The sequence below is a fragment of the Lacunimicrobium album genome, assembly GCF_052161635.1.
Classification (GTDB): domain Bacteria; phylum Planctomycetota; class Planctomycetia; order Planctomycetales; family Planctomycetaceae; genus SXPC01.
On sequence record NZ_CP197413.1, the window covers coordinates 5,250,654 to 5,265,645 of the forward strand.

At 53.8% G+C, this 14,992-nt stretch carries 12 protein-coding genes; 6 read left to right on the forward strand and 6 right to left on the reverse strand.

Features of this window, described 5'->3' with window-relative positions:
• Window positions 1-81 precede the first annotated feature (81 nt).
• From SH248x_RS21095 to SH248x_RS21120, 6 genes are all read left to right on the forward strand, one after another.
• Window positions 82-1,863, forward strand: coding sequence for an aspartate kinase (locus SH248x_RS21095; RefSeq protein WP_459556308.1), 1,782 nt, complete (start codon window positions 82-84; stop codon window positions 1,861-1,863).
• Window positions 1,864-2,070: 207 nt separating this feature from the next.
• Window positions 2,071-2,286, forward strand: coding sequence for a CDGSH iron-sulfur domain-containing protein (locus SH248x_RS21100; RefSeq protein ID WP_459556309.1), 216 nt, complete (start codon window positions 2,071-2,073; stop codon window positions 2,284-2,286).
• A 308-nt stretch (window positions 2,287-2,594) separates the two neighbouring features.
• The gene (locus SH248x_RS21105) at window positions 2,595-3,659 is read left to right on the forward strand and encodes a hypothetical protein (protein WP_459556310.1); all 1,065 of its coding nucleotides are present in this window, start codon (window positions 2,595-2,597) and stop codon (window positions 3,657-3,659) included.
• Between the two features lie 1,285 nt (window positions 3,660-4,944).
• Entirely contained in the window at window positions 4,945-6,009 is a 1,065-nt protein-coding gene (locus tag SH248x_RS21110; RefSeq protein WP_459556311.1) for an Mrp/NBP35 family ATP-binding protein, read from the forward strand.
• A 61-nt stretch (window positions 6,010-6,070) separates the two neighbouring features.
• Window positions 6,071-6,493, forward strand: a complete 423-nt coding sequence (locus SH248x_RS21115) for a SufE family protein (protein WP_459556312.1) — start codon at window positions 6,071-6,073, stop codon at window positions 6,491-6,493.
• 144 nt (window positions 6,494-6,637) lie between these two features.
• Complete coding sequence (locus tag SH248x_RS21120; RefSeq protein ID WP_459556313.1) at window positions 6,638-7,870, forward strand: aminotransferase class V-fold PLP-dependent enzyme; 1,233 nt, start codon at window positions 6,638-6,640, stop codon at window positions 7,868-7,870.
• 37 nt (window positions 7,871-7,907) lie between these two features.
• On the opposite strand, the gene SH248x_RS21125 is transcribed toward SH248x_RS21120, so the two are convergent.
• From SH248x_RS21125 to SH248x_RS21150, 6 genes are all read right to left on the reverse strand, one after another.
• Window positions 7,908-9,848, reverse strand: a complete 1,941-nt coding sequence (locus SH248x_RS21125; RefSeq protein ID WP_459556314.1) for a sensor domain-containing diguanylate cyclase — start codon at window positions 9,846-9,848, stop codon at window positions 7,908-7,910.
• Window positions 9,849-9,949: 101 nt separating this feature from the next.
• Complete coding sequence (locus SH248x_RS21130; protein WP_459556315.1) at window positions 9,950-10,315, reverse strand: response regulator; 366 nt, start codon at window positions 10,313-10,315, stop codon at window positions 9,950-9,952.
• A gap of 63 nt (window positions 10,316-10,378) precedes the next feature.
• Window positions 10,379-10,870 (reverse strand): chemotaxis protein CheX, encoded by a 492-nt coding sequence (locus tag SH248x_RS21135; protein ID WP_459556316.1) that lies wholly within the window; start codon window positions 10,868-10,870, stop codon window positions 10,379-10,381.
• 354 nt (window positions 10,871-11,224) lie between these two features.
• Window positions 11,225-12,103 (reverse strand): serine/threonine protein kinase, encoded by an 879-nt coding sequence (locus SH248x_RS21140; RefSeq protein ID WP_459556317.1) that lies wholly within the window; start codon window positions 12,101-12,103, stop codon window positions 11,225-11,227.
• Window positions 12,104-12,218: 115 nt separating this feature from the next.
• The gene (locus SH248x_RS21145; RefSeq protein ID WP_459556318.1) at window positions 12,219-13,010 is read right to left on the reverse strand and encodes a phosphoadenosine phosphosulfate reductase family protein; all 792 of its coding nucleotides are present in this window, start codon (window positions 13,008-13,010) and stop codon (window positions 12,219-12,221) included.
• A gap of 269 nt (window positions 13,011-13,279) precedes the next feature.
• Window positions 13,280-14,902 carry an arylsulfatase gene (locus SH248x_RS21150; protein WP_459558631.1) on the reverse strand — a complete coding sequence of 541 codons (1,623 nt, stop codon included), beginning with the start codon at window positions 14,900-14,902 and terminating at the stop codon, window positions 13,280-13,282.
• Between the last annotated feature and the right edge of the window lie 90 nt (window positions 14,903-14,992).

The following is a 14,992-nucleotide window of genomic DNA, read 5'->3' on the forward strand; positions in this document are numbered from 1 at the left end:
TGAATTTCGGGGGCGAATATGCTTAAATGACAGTGTCCTGCTGCCCCAAGTCCTACTCACTCAACGCTAAGCTCTCGCCCCATGTCTATTATCGTGCAGAAATTCGGTGGTACCAGTGTTGCCACTGCTGACAAGATTCTCCGTGCCGCCCGTCGAGCTGTTGACGCGAAAAAGGCCGGAAACCAGGTTGTCATGGTGGTGTCCGCTCGTGGTCAGAAAACGGATGAGCTGATTGAGCTGGCCAATGAGATCGCCGAGACGAACAGTAATCGCGAGATGGACGTGCTGCTGTCGACGGGCGAGCAGGAAACGATCGCGCTGACCGCGATGGCGATTCATTCGCTGGGCGAGAAAGCGATCTCGCTGACGGGCATGCAGATGGGGATGCTGACGGATGCCTCCCACTCGAAGGCCCGGATTACGCGCATCAATACGGATCGACTTCGTAAACTGCTCGCAGAAGGCAACATCATTGTCGCGGCTGGATTCCAGGGCTACGACGAGCATGGCGATATCACGACGCTTGGCCGCGGGGGTTCTGATACGACGGCGACGGCTCTCGCGGCGGCTCTGGGTGCGCAGATGTGCGAGATCTACACTGACGTTGATGGGATTTATACAACCGACCCTCGTCTGGTTCCGCAGGCACAAAAGCTCGAAGCGATCGCCTATGATGAAATGCTCGAACTGACGAGCATGGGGGGCGGGAAGATGCACTCACGCTCGATCGAGTTTGCCAAGAAATTCCGCGTGCCGTTGTGTGTCCGGAGTGCGACGCATGACGAGCCGGGGACGCTGATCAGCGATGAGACCCCCTATGATATTCCGGTCGTCAGTGTGGCTCTCGTGAAAACGGAAGTTCGCGTTACGCTCAGCAGTGTGCCCGATGTCCCGGGCGTGATGAGCACAATCTTCGCAGCGATGGCGGCTCGGCGAATTCCGCTGGATCTGGTTGTTCAGGACGTCGGACAGGATGGTCGCGCAGAGATTTCGTTTACTGTGCCACAAGATGAGCTGGCTGATACGCTGACCGCGGCTGATGAAGCGATCGGGAAGATCGGCGCTGGCAAAGTTACTCACGGCACCAATGTCTCGAAAGTCTCAGCGGTCGGCACGGGGATGCAGTCTCATGCGGGCGTTGCAGCGGAGATGTTCGCGCAGCTCGCTGAGCGTGGCATCAACATCAAGATGATTTCGACGGGCGATATCAAGATTTCCGTCCTCGTGGATCGCGATCAGAATGCGGAAGCTGTTCGCGCTGTCCATGAAGGGTTCAAGCTGCATCAGCTGTCAAATCATATTCGACGCGATAAAGCCAAGGGGCCCTCCCACCTGGATGATCTTTCTCAGGCAGAGCGCGAGCGGGAAGTCGTCAAGAAGCTGGCCGGGATGGAAGACATCGTCGTCAGTGATGTTCATGTCGATAAAGGTCAGGCGCGCGTCAGTTTGCACAACATTCCGGATTCCCCAGGCATCGCAGCGAAGATTTTCTCAGAGATCGCCAGGGCGGGGATCATGGTCGACCTGATTGTGCAGAACGTCAGTCAGGAAAACAAAACCAGTATCACGTTGACCGTTTTGACCTCCGATGCAGAACGCTGCGTTCAGGCCGTCGAGAAGCTGAAGCAGACGTGGCCGCAACTGGAAATCTGGACGGATGACGACATCGTCAAGATCTCCGTCAAGGGGATTGGATTACGCAGTCATACGGGTGTCGGCGAGAAGATGTTCCGTGCACTGGCGGAAGTTGGGGTCAACATTCAGATGGTCGCGACCAGTGAGATTCGCATGAGCGTGGTCATTGCGAAGAAGGATGCAGAGAAGGCTCAGATGGCGTTGCTCAAGACGTTTGAACTCAGTTAACGCGATGTCGAGTCACCTTATGACACCGTCTTCTCCCGTTCAAACATGTCTCGGCGGACAGCCGAAGATGAGGTGACGTGGGAGAGTCGAAGAGTTTGCAGGCGCTTTACATTGATCGCGATCAACGCCTACACTTTCTCCAGTTCAACCTGCTTGAACTTTGCCTGCCGAAATTTGCTACCGAACTTTTGAATCGAAAGACTGCCCATGTCTGACGTCACAGTGACATTGCGAGAAAATGGTCCCATTCTGATCACAGGTCCAATCACGTTGCTGGACACGAAGGGCAACAAGTACGACCTGACGGGCAAAGCCAGTGTGGCACTTTGTCGTTGTACAGAATCGACGCGACGCCCGTTCTGCGACGGAGCTCATAAAGCGTGTGGCTTCATTGGCCAGGAAACTGTTCCGACTCCTGTTTGAGATCATCGTTTTTGACGACGGTTTGTTGCCAGATCAGTTTGTTACCACATTAATTGATAAGACGCTGCACGACGAAGTGTCGTGATTCGCGACGTTCGACCACCGCGCTTGCTCAGCGTCAGGCTGTTCGCTGATTGAACAGCCATTTGAACGCAGTAGGGGCTGACTTTTTGCTTTTTGACCGTTGTGTCAAGTTGTGACGCCGCTTGGTCTGGTTTCTGCAGAAAACTGCGTTTATGTCTCATGCGGCGATGTCGTCGCATGAATCATCGATGGAGCAAAAATTTCTGTGAAAAAGGAGGACATCCATGAATCGTCTTACACTCCCGATTGCGGTCCTGGCGGTTGGAGCAAGTAGTCTGCTGACACAAACATTGAATGCAGGTGGACTGGAAGAAAAGCAGATCCCCGCCGATGCCAAGTGGGTCGTACACTTCGATCTGGACGCCATGGGCGACGGAGCCCTGGTCGAGGTGATGAAAGAGAAAAAATCTGATCTGATGGAAAAGATCAAAGCCAAAGCCTCGGAGCGTTATGGCATTGATGTCGACGAAGATCTCCGCAGCGCGACGTTCTACGGAACGAGTTTCGAGCCTCATACCGGCGTGATGGTCTTGAATTCCGAATATGACAAAGCGAAACTGGAGTCCCGATTCGCTGAGAAAGGCGCCTCCCAGTCGAAGTTTCACGATTACACTCTCTACACCATGAAGGGCAAGAACCCTGGTCGTCAGGAGCAAGTTGCTTTAAAGCCCGTGGAAGGACAGGACATTGCCAAGCAGCAGGATGAAGCAGCCCACAGAAACGCGAAGTCTGCTCAGCAGCGTGCGATCGAGATGGATCACGAAAAGGTTTTCGTCCTGAAGGATGAAACGCATTTGATCGCGGCATCATCGGAAGAGCTTGCCAAGTCTGCCATCGCACTGCTGGATGGAGAGGAACGTGACACGCTTCGTCCACGCTCAGACCTGCTGGCCGGTTATAAGAAAGGGGCAACGGTGTACGGATCAGCCGTCGAACTGAACACCATTCAACGCCCGGGCGGTTTGTTTGAAATTCTCAAGCAACACAAGCAGATCTCGTATGTGGCAGGTCAGGAGAACGGAGAGTTTTTTGAACACACGGTTCTCGAAGCAGACTCCCCTGCTGTTTCTCGAAAGATGGAGGAAGTCGTTGAGGGGATGGTCGCAGCCGGGAAGCTGTGGGCAGGGGAAAGCAGAGAGTTGAAGAAGGTGATGCGGGATGTCAAAGTCGACCGCAAAGGCAAGACGCTGGAAGTTCACTTCAACTCGGATGCGGATCAAGTCGTCAATGCTCTGGAAGTTGTCTGGGAGCGACGCGAAGAGCTGATGAACTTTGGACATAAGCAGTAACTGGTCGTTGTTGATCAGACTGGCAGCTGTGAACACGAAAAAAGGGTTGAGAGGCGAACCTCTCAACCCTTTTTCTATTTGCTACTGACACTCTGAGGTGAATCAACGATGTCGATCAAGATCAGTGTTGTCAGACCAATTGCGGCTTTAGACCGCAGTTGGAACTAGTTGCAGCAAGCTGGAGCTGCACAAGTTGGATCGCAAGCAGCTGGAGCTGCACAAGAAGCTTCGACTGGTGCACAGCAGGTTGGTTCTGGTGCACAGCAAGAAGACTTGTGACCGCAACCACGGCTCTTGAACAGTTTGCAGCCCTTCATTTTCTTGAACCAAGATTTGTGACCGCAGCCTGAAGAGCAGCAAGTGTCGACTGGTGCACAGCAGGTTGGAGCAACTGGAGCACAGCAAGTTGGTTCGACTGGTGCACAGCAGCTTGGATCAGCTGGAGCAGCACAAGAAGCATCAACTGGAGCACAACAGCTTGGCTCTGGAGCACAGCAGTCTGAACCGTGGTGACGGAACAGACCGGCTTGGGCTGCGCTGACAGAAGCGAACATGACAGCAGCAGCGGCGAATTGGAACAGTTTCATCTGACCTTCTCCTGAACGTAACTGAGGGGGTAAAACGGGGAGCGTGAATCCTTCCGATGCCACCTGGCATCGTGGGGTATGACGGAATCACAACTCTGTCACACGACGAACTCGATCACAGTGCTTTACTTCGACGCTTTTTCAGGCTTGGCAAGCTTTTTTTCTGTCCAAAGGGGGCAGAAGAGACTGTGGCAGGCCGAAAATTCACGTTGTAAGGGTTGTGAGGGACTCGCGTGTCGAGAGCGATCCGGGGGGTACCAGTTTCAGAAATCGTGTGGCCACGAAAAACCAAAGCATATTCCCTTGCGTAGCTGGCCCGTTCTCCGAACGAACACTCTTTCAAGCGTCGCGAACTTGTGGCTCGCGTTGCTTCAACCACTCGTCATCCTTGAGTGGTTGTGACCTCGTGTCTACAATGAGTTTTCGGCTCGCATTTGGCGGTTGATCCCCGATTTTTCTGGGACGACTCAAAGCAGTCACGATCCGAGTCCGTTCGCCAGTTCGCCACTCTCACCTGATCGTTAAACTTTGACAGCCAGGCTCGGTTGTATTCCAGGCTGTTCGCCTGCCTCCTGATGACGTTTTTCAGGCTTTAAGAGAGTTCAGTCTGACGCTCTTGTTCCTGATGGTGTCCCTCGGGTTTTTCCGGGTTCAAGACGCCTCCCCCCTCTCCCCGTAGTGTTGAAATTGCTTGCACCATGAATTCGGAACTCCTTCGTAACTCCCTTGAACAAATCAAAGATCCTCAACTCGATCAGTCACTGAAGGCTGCTCGCATGTTCAAAGGCCTGCAACTGGACGGTGACAAGCTGACCATCCAGATCACCCTGCCGACGCCAGCCTATCCGGATCGTTCAGGGCTGGAGAACAAAATTGTTCAGCAGGCGAAGACGCTGGCTCCCAATCTGACGGATGTGAAAGTCGAATTCGACTGGGTCGTCAAAGGGAAACAATCCGGCGGTGCGATTGGCTTGAGTGTCAAGAACGTGATCGCGGTTGGTTCTGGCAAAGGGGGCGTCGGGAAAAGCACGGTGGCCGCTTGCCTGGCGTACGGCCTCAAGCACTTCGGAGCCAAAGTCGGCCTCATGGATGCTGACATCTATGGGCCGAGTATTCCTCACATGGTCGGGGCGCAAGGGCAGCCGCTGGTGGCGCAGCGGACCAACAAAGACGGCAGCACGATTGATCGTATTCAACCAGTCGTCGCACAAGGGATGCCGCTGATGTCGATCGGCTTCATGGTGCCGGAAGACCAGGCTGTCATCTGGCGTGGGCCGATGCTGACCAAGCTGTTGCAACAGTTTCTCAAAGACACTGACTGGGGTGATCTGGATTATCTGGTCATCGACCTTCCGCCTGGCACTGGGGATGTCGCGTTGACGCTGTCGCAGATGCTGGGGCTGGCGGGTGCGGTTGTCGTGTGTACGCCCCAGAAGGTCGCGCTGCTGGATGCGATCAAGGCGATCAACATGTTCAAGAAGCTCGAGATTCCCGTTCTGGGCATGGTCGAGAACATGGCGGGAGAAGCGTTCGGTCAGGGGGGTGCGACTCAGAAGGCCAAGGACATGGGCGTCAACAGTCTGGCGACTCTGGAGATGACACCTGCGATTCGTGAACTGGCCGATGAAGGGAATATCGCGGAACTGTTCGCGGAGAATCATCCTGCACGCGAGCCGCTGCTGCGGATGACCGAGCAGATCGCGATTCAGATCGCAAAAAACCTCAAGGGGGCATCGACTCTGCCCACGCTTGAAATCCTGTAAACGGGCAGCAATCGTCGCTTCGCCTCTACGTCTTCCTTCGTACTGTGCCTACAATATCATCGTGAATACGCCGATCACCTACGACCAGCTTCTTGACGAACTTGCGCATCTGGAAGACGCCGACGAAAAGTGCGACTTCCTGATCGATCTCGGTATGGAGCTACAAAAGCTTCCGGATGCTGAGAAAACCGAACAAAACCGTGTTCAGGGGTGTCAGAGTAATGTGTGGATGACGAACGAATTGAGTGGCCAGACGCCGCCTCATGTCGTCATTCATGCCGAGAGTGATGCGATGATCGTCAATGGGCTGATTGCTGCTCTGCTGGCGATTTACAACGAGAAAACGCCTCAGCAGATTCTGGAGACAGATATCCGCGGGACGTTCGAGCAACTGGGCCTGTTTGGGTTCATCAGCCCGCAACGACGAAATGGGCTGTTTGGCATGGTGGAGCGAATTCGTCAATTCGCTCATGCGTCGTTGTAGGGTCCGCTGTGCGGACGGTTGATCGATCATGGTCGAACGTTAAGCGTTGTTTCAAGAAGCGCATTGTCGGTTTGTTTTTACTCCGATGGCTCACATACAAACCCTATCTATTAACGGTCCGCACAGCGGACCCTACGAGTGATCATGTTCGATCCCCATGAAGTTCGTTCGCGGTTTCCGATCTTTCGCCAGACGCTGTCGAAAGGGCGTCCGGTAGTTTTTCTGGACAGCGGGGCGTCGGCTCAAAAACCCGATGTCGTCATTGATGCGGAGTCGGATGTTTATCGTCGTTATTACGCGAATGCTTACCGCGGCGTGTATGAATTCGGGGCGAAGGTGGATGAAGCGTTAGAGGCTTCGCGTGAAGCGGTTCGCTCGTTGATCAATGCTGACAGCGTCGATGAGATCGTCTTCACCTCCGGCACGACGATGTCGATTAACCTGGTTGCGCACTGCTTCTCGAAAGCGTTCGTCAACTCGGGAGATGTGATTCTCATCAGTGAGATGGAGCACCATGCGAACATTGTTCCCTGGCAGATCGCGGCTGCTGAACGAGGTGCGAAGGTCGAGTTCATTCCGATCACTGGTGATGGACTGCTCGATCTCGATGCGATGGATAAGCTGCTGAATGATCGCGTGAAAATCATTGCCCTGACCGGCATGTCGAACATGCTGGGGACGGTGAACGATCTGGGCGTGCTGTCGAAAAAGGCTCAATCCGTCGGTGCGAAGTTCCTCGTCGATGCGGCTCAATCGGTGCCGCATACCAGGCTGGATGTGAACGCGCTCGGCATTGATTTCCTGGCCTTTTCTGGTCACAAGCTTTACGGGCCATCCGGCATTGGAGTTCTGTACGGACGACGCGAACTGCTCGAAGCTATGCCGCCGTTTCTAGGGGGTGGTCACATGATTTCGAGAGTGTTCCAAGATCACTCGGAATGGGCGCACATTCCTGCGAAGTACGAAGCAGGGACGATTCCAATCGCGCAGGCGATCGCCCTCAAGCCGGCGATTGATTTTACGTTGTCACTGGGGCTGGAGGAGATCGCGGCTTACGAACATCAATTGACGCAATACGCCTGGGATCGCATGCACGAAGTGCCGGGCATGAAGATATATGGCCCGTCGGTTGCTCAGCGCGGGCCGATTTTGAGTTTCCGCATGGAAGGGGCGCATCCCGAAGACATCGCGCAACTGCTCAATCGCAAGGGGGTCTTTGTCCGTCACGGCCACCATTGCACGATGCCGTTGCATGACCGACTCGGCATCCCGAATTCGGTTCGTGCGTCGCTGGGTGTTTACAATCTGGAAAGCGACATCGACGCGCTCGTCGATGGCTTGATGTATGTACGCGAGCGACTACGCCTGACCGCATAGTCGTATCGACTCAAGTCTATGATGGTCCAGAAGATTTTCAGACGAGAACAGCCGGTCCGGGCGACATGACCGTCTGGTAGTAACGATCGACGAGACGAGCCAGATTCTGGTTTTCGAGGAAGCCCAGTCTCAGCATGATTTTGCTGAGTGCTTCCGGATTCTCGGCCTGCAAAGCCAGCAGGCTGGCGACATGATCTGAGGTCAACAGTCCGAGCTTCACAGCGAGCTGACCGAAGCGTTTCTGGCTGCGTTCTGCATGGTCATTGACGTTATTGACCTGCTCGACGGTCATCAGACCATGAATAGCCGCCAGTTCGCCGATTCTCTGATGTTGATGCGAATACTGAGACAAGGCCTGTGACGCATTTTGCACGTCGATCAGTCCCTGCGATACCAGCCAGCGACTGAAGCGGGCCTGATTTGATTTTATCAGCATATCCCGCTCGTCGGTGGGAATGATCGAGCGGACATGGACCTGGTTGCGTCCATTCTTCTTCGAGTCATACATCGCCTCATCGGCTTGTGAGATCAACTTGGCTGCGAGGTCTTCATTCTTCCCGGGAAGCGCGACACAGGCGCCCATGCTGACGGTTACCGGGACTCGGTACTGGTCGTAGAGAATGACTTCGCGCTCGATGGCGACGCGGACTCGCTCGGCGAGTTTTTCCAGAGCTTTCTCGGACGGCTGATTCACGATGACGACAAACTCTTCACCGCCGTATCGGGCGAGGACGTCGGTCGTGCGAATAACTTTCCGGACGACATCTGCGACTTTGATCAGAACCTGATCGCCAAAGGGGTGGCCGTAGTTATCGTTGAGTTGTTTGAAGCGGTCGATATCCATGAAGATCAAGCCGACCGGGCGGGCCGTCCTGCGACTGTCTGCGAGTTCCTGGGCATAGACCTGATCGAAATGGCGACGATTATAGGCCTTGGTCAGGACGTCAGTTTTGGCTTCGTTCTTGAGCAGTTCCTGGTTTTCTTCGAGACGCTGTCGCTTGCCTTCTTCGATCAGTTTCTGGGCTTCCAGCTGAGTATTGTTGACGTGTGCCATCATCGTCATGTGGACGAGTTGACGATTCGCTTCGAGCATCAGGTCTTGAGTGGAGGGGGTCTGCTCGTTGGCGATGGAGAACAGTTTGCCGGCGTGGGCGAATTTTGGTTCCAGGACGGTCAGGAATCGGCGGAGTGCAGATTCATCCCAGCCATAGTAATGGGATGTGACATCTTTCAGTTGCTGGAACGTTTCTGCTCGTAGATCGCTGCAGTAATACTCACCGACCAGCGAGGAGATGTACATCGCCACTTCGATCAAGGGATTTGATTTGTCGTAGGTCTCTTTGAGTACGTCGAGCGGGATATGGTGGATTTTCGCGCCGGTTGCGAATTCCAGGGGCATGTTCCACTTCGTCATCATCTGCGATGTGATTTCACTGTGGGTGACGCCGAGCATTTCATATTCGACATTCACGAGAAGCTGCTTCTGCTGTTCGGCTGCCAGCAGGACAGGGTAGTACTCGCGAGGCGATGTTTTGAGAATCGCCAGTCGTCCGACGTCCATCAGAAGGCCAGCGAGGAAGTATTCGTTTTCAAGTCCGGGCTCTTTCATCTGCCCGAGGACTTCGCAGGCCGAGGCCTGGATGATCGACTGCTGCCAGTAGTTCTGGTAATGCTCGGCCATCGGGCCTTGGCTGAGTGAATCATCTGCCAGCGAGAACGATAACGCCAGTGATGTGACAACGGTCGTTCCCAGTAACGGGACGGCTCGGGCGATCGAATTAATCTTGGCTGTGAAGCCGAAGTAAGACGAGTTGGCGGCTTTCAGAATCCGTACGCTCATGGCGGGATCTTTTTTTACCAGCTCGATGATGTCTTTGATATCGCTGTCTGGATTGCGCAGCAGTTTGAGCAGGTCGACGGCGACCGTAGGAAGACTTGGAAGATCAGGAGAATTGATGATGGAATCAATCTTGAGCATATCGTTCGTTACCCGCGAAAAGAGGAGCCTGTCCTAGCAACTCAATTGAGCCCACTATTCGTGGGCCATGTCTCTGGTCATTTTCAAGTGAAGCGATCACATCAGATGTGAACGCCGACCCATTTTTCCAGTTTGTCTCGCAAGGCATCTGGAGTGAATGGTTTGACGAGATAGTCCGAGACCCCCGCCTGGATGGCAGCCAGAACGCGGTCACGTTCGGCTTCGGTGGTGATCATGATGAACGGCGTCGTCGTGTTCACGGCACGGAATTCTTTCAGGAAAGTCAGGCCGTCCATGTTCGGCATGTTCCAGTCACTGAAGATAATGTCAAATCGCTCGGCGGCTGTCAGAGCCAGGCCTTGAACGCCATCGGCAGCTTCAAGGACATCACGAACCCCAAGTGTATTCAGACAGCGTTTTTGAATGGCTCGCATCGTACCGGAATCGTCGACGAGTAAGACTTTCATGGGAATAACCTCGAAGAAAACCTGAAGAATTGTGAATGATCAGCGAAAGGAAAAAGCTGGGAATTACTGGTCTCGGAACGAAAAATCGATCGTGAATTTGCCGATGTCGGACGTGAACTCAATCGACAGCGGGCGTTCCATATCTGTCGGGAAGTGCAGCGAATAACTGTCACCGTCAATCAGGTTCGGAATGCCCAGTGACAGTTCGAGTTCTTTGAGTTGGGCTTTTGCACCGCCGGCTATCATGTTGACCAGTTCACCAACAGCGTCGCGGACTTCGTCATTGACGGCATCTGGTTTGATCCCCAGCATGCGTTCGAAAACGTTGAATGCGACTTCGTTGTGGACGTTCAGAACAATAGTTCCGTTCGCTTTTCCCGTCAGACTGATGACGGCACTCAGGGAAGGCCCTTCCATCCGCCCGCTCGAGAGGACGATTCCCGTTCTCTTGGCAGATGAATTGAGCATCATCTCAAACGTATTGATGGTGGACTGGATGATCGGATTCAAATATCGCGTGATCGTCTGGGCGCGATCGGAGGTGGCGGTCGTCATGTCCGGCGTTCCTTCATAACAGGTCGGGGTGACTGGCTGCTCAAAATGTTTGTTGTGAGTGTGGTGATGTCGGTTTGACGATCAGCAACACACTTATTTGCGGCACGCTGAAAACTAGGTCACACTCAATCGACGTTGTTTAAAATCACCCCATTGTGAGGCAGAAACGCAGCTAACTCGAACATCTCAACCCGCACGCGATGAAAATAGCAATGCTGCGGATTTGAACCGTCATGACGGTTGTAAAGGGGACGACAAGCGTGTCGCTTTGATTTGAATAGCATTCACCGACAAATCGGCTGCCTGGAGAGAATCATCGGCTGCCTGGAGAGAATCGACGCCACATGCGAACGATCAGCCTTCGCCGCGACAGTCTTCCAGAAAGGCAGTCATCTGGTTGATGCTCTGCCAGCGCAGGGCGGGATTTGTCTCGAGGCCTTTCATGATGACGGTCGTCAGTCGCTTGCCGACATCGGGGGCGATCTCTCTGAGATCCGTCGGCGGATTGCTGAAATGCGATTGAACTTCATCCAGAGTATTTCCAGACGGCCAGGGGAATTTTCCCGAGCACATCTGATAACAAGTGACAGCAAATGAAAAGACATCGATCCGCTGATCTGTTTTCAGACGCTTCAGAAGTTCCGGCGCCATGTAATTGACCTTGCCTGTTCTGTTGCCCGGGGTCTGAAAGGGCGGGGTATTGGGCACGACCAGTCCGAAATCAATCAGCTTCACTTCCAGTTGATCGGTAATGAAAATATTTGGCGGACACAGATCACGGTGAATGAACTGACGACCGTGGAAGTACGTCATCCCCTGGCCGACCTGGATCATCCATTCGAGACGGTTTTGAACAAGAACGTCGCTGCGCCGATCGATATAAGTCGCCAGGTTTTGTCCCTGCAGGAGTTCCTGGACGAGAAACTGTTCCCCGGTCGTGGCGACGCCGTGGCTGAGCGTTTTGACGATCCGCGGGTGGTTGAACGACAGCGAGACCTGGCCTTCTGTCGGCTTCGGGCCAATCTTGACGAAGCGTCGCTCGAAGGCGGCTGTCTTCTCAAGGTCCAGGATTTTCAAAGCGACTGGCTGACCGGTGGTTCGATCGACCGCCTGCCAGACCTGAGACATTGTTCCCTTGCCGAGCTTGTGTTGCTTTTCAAATCGACGATCAAGATCGACTTTGACTTTTGTCGACCTGGAGGGCCTTGAGAACAGTTTCGAAAAGATACTCATGATCGATTGTTGAACACAAAACGAAGCAAATCAGGGATGAAATCAGAGGTTCGACGCTAGAATGATTTCAAGCAACATTGATACCAAGAGCAAGACAGCTTTGTTGCGCAAAACATCAAATCATGAAGTCGTTCTCGATCCCCAGGACGCGGTCAATCACATCCTGTGGCAGCTCGATGTATTCCTGGTCGGTATCCGAGACGTCGGTCGGATTGATGCCGCAATACATCGACCATGGCCCCAGGTGGCGCCAGCGACCTGCGCGAGGCGGTTCGCCCGGCATAACGGGTGTTGTGCAGCGATTGCAGCCGATGGTCGTGAAACCTTGTGAGTGCAAAGGATTCACAATCACGTTGTGTTCTTCGGTGTAGGCTTCGAGTTCTTCGTCTGAGAAGTTCGCCAGCGCATTGACGCGTAGGGCGTTCATCTCTTTATCGATACTCAGAATCGGCGTCTTCCCGCGACGTCCCCCTTCGGCACGACGCAGCGAGCCGATGAACCCGTCGTACTCCCCGGCAATTTTTCTGAGCGGTTCGACTTTTCGAGTATGGCAGCAGCTCGCCTGACCTTCGGGGGTCAGGTAGAGGATGCCGTGTTTTTCGGTTTGTTCGCGCATCGTCAGTTCAGGATGCAGCGTGCGGACATTCAGTTTATACTCGGAAATGAGGCGGTCACGAGTTTCCAGCGTTTCCTGAAAATTGACCCCCGTATCGACAAACAGCACGGTGACCGGCAGATTCAGGTGCTTGATCATGTGACTGATCACGGTCCCGGTTTTCTGCATAGCCGTCAGAAACGCCAGACGCTCACCAAAAATCTGATGAGCCCACTGCAGCAGCTCAAACGGCGTCCGCTCTTCGAAATTCTGATTGAGACTTTTCAGGTCTGACTGGGTAAGTCGTGGCATTGTAAGATGTTTTGGCTACAGAGATTATGGGCGGAAAGCGGTAACATAACAGAAGGATTTCTCCTTGCCTACATCAGGCAAGCCTCTGGACCGATTTTCATGGATCGGTCCTTGGCCGAGGAATCACTCGCGTTTTCAAGAACAGGGCGAATCTAAAAATCACAAGAGAAAAAATCAGCCAACATGAGACGCCGTGCATCGTGTGGATGCACGGACTCATGCTGGCCAATTTGGTCACAAACTGAGGCGAACGAAATCGACGGGAAGACTCAATTCCCCGTAGGCATAGGAAGATTGAAACCTTCCTTCTTCAGCGTTTCTCGCATGTGCTGAAATTTTTCGTAATCTGTGATCGTGATCGGACCTGTGTAGATCGCGCTTTGCAGTTTTCGAGGGGGGTATTCGATGTACGTCTTCATCAGTTTGGCGATGGAGTCGTTGAACAGGACCATCGTCCATGTTCGTTCCGTGAAGTTGTTCATGAAGATGTCATAGCGTTCCTGGGGATCCTGCCAGAGGTCGAAAATCTGTGGAACGCCCGCGACATATTTTTCTGCACCCTTCCAGCCCAGATTCGAATCGACTGCCAGTCCTCCGGTTGCCTGGCCATCATCTCCGCGGAGATTGAAGACGGCTTTATAATTTCCAACGCGAGCAGCACCGGGTGACAATTCGTTTTCTGTGAAATAGAACCACGCCTTGCGAGCAGATTTTCCGCTGCCGGTCAGGATCGGGGTCATGTCGTAGCTGTCGAAGATCATTGGTTTGTCTTCGAGATCTTTCTTGGGGAGTTCCACACCCGCGACTGAGGCAAAGGTCGCCATCAGATCCAGGCCGCCGCAGATATCGTGATTGCGAAGACCTGGCTTGATCTTGCCTGGCCAGACGGCGATCGCGGGAACGCGGTTACCCCCTTCGCGGACGGTTCCTTTGGTTCCACGGAATGGAGTGTAGCCTGCATCTGGATAGACGTCTTGCCAGGCACCGTTGTCGGTTGTGTAGAAGACCAGCGTGTTGTCATCGAGCTTCAACTCGCGGAGCTTGTCCATCACGCGACCGATGCGTGTATCGAGTTCGACCACCGAATCAGCGTACTTACTCTTCGAGAGTGACTTGTGTTCAAATTCCGGAGCAGGCAGATTCGGCTGGTGAACCTTCATGAAGTTCAGGTGGATGAAGAATGGCTTCTCTTTGTTTTTGGCTGCGTCGTCGAGAAAGCTGATGGCTGATTTTTCAACGTATTCATCCAGAAAAGGAATGCCGACGACGCCTTTGTCCGGGGTATTGACGTACTGGCCATTGACCTTCCAGTCTTCTTTGGCTGCTTCGCCAGCGTTGCCCGACATTGAGCCCTTGGTGATTTTATCGAATGTCTCGCGAAGTTCGGGATCCATGTCCGGGAACCAGGTTGGATCTCCGTAGGTGTAGGCGTTGCAGTGATAGAGGAAGCAATGCTTCATCTTGTCGTAGCCGTGGGCATTCGGCAGCGCGTAGTCTGCTTCACCGAGGTGCCACTTGCCGGTGAAGTACGTGCTGTAACCTGCGGTCTTGAGGACTGAACCCAGGGTCCATTCCGCCTTGGGCAATCCGCCCCCTTCACCCTGGAACGCGACGGTCGTCATTCCGCTTCGGTTTGGGATTCGTCCGGTGACCATGGCGGCTCGTCCGGGAGTGCAACTCGGCTGTGCGTAGAAGGAGAAAAACGTCATCCCATCGGCAGCCATCCGGTCGATGTTCGGAGTTGGCATCCCGCGACCGACACCGCCGCCGTAGGGGCCAAGATCGCCATATCCGGTGTCGTCGGAGACGATGAAGAGAATGTTTGGTTTCTTCTGCTGCGCGTGCGCTGCATCACTGCAAACTGCGATCAATCCAATAACGACGAGCGTCATTTGAAGCCAGCCTGAAGCGCGGGAGACTTTCATCATGGAGGCATATCCTGACATTGCGAGGAAACATGAGGTGACAGCGAAATATTTCAC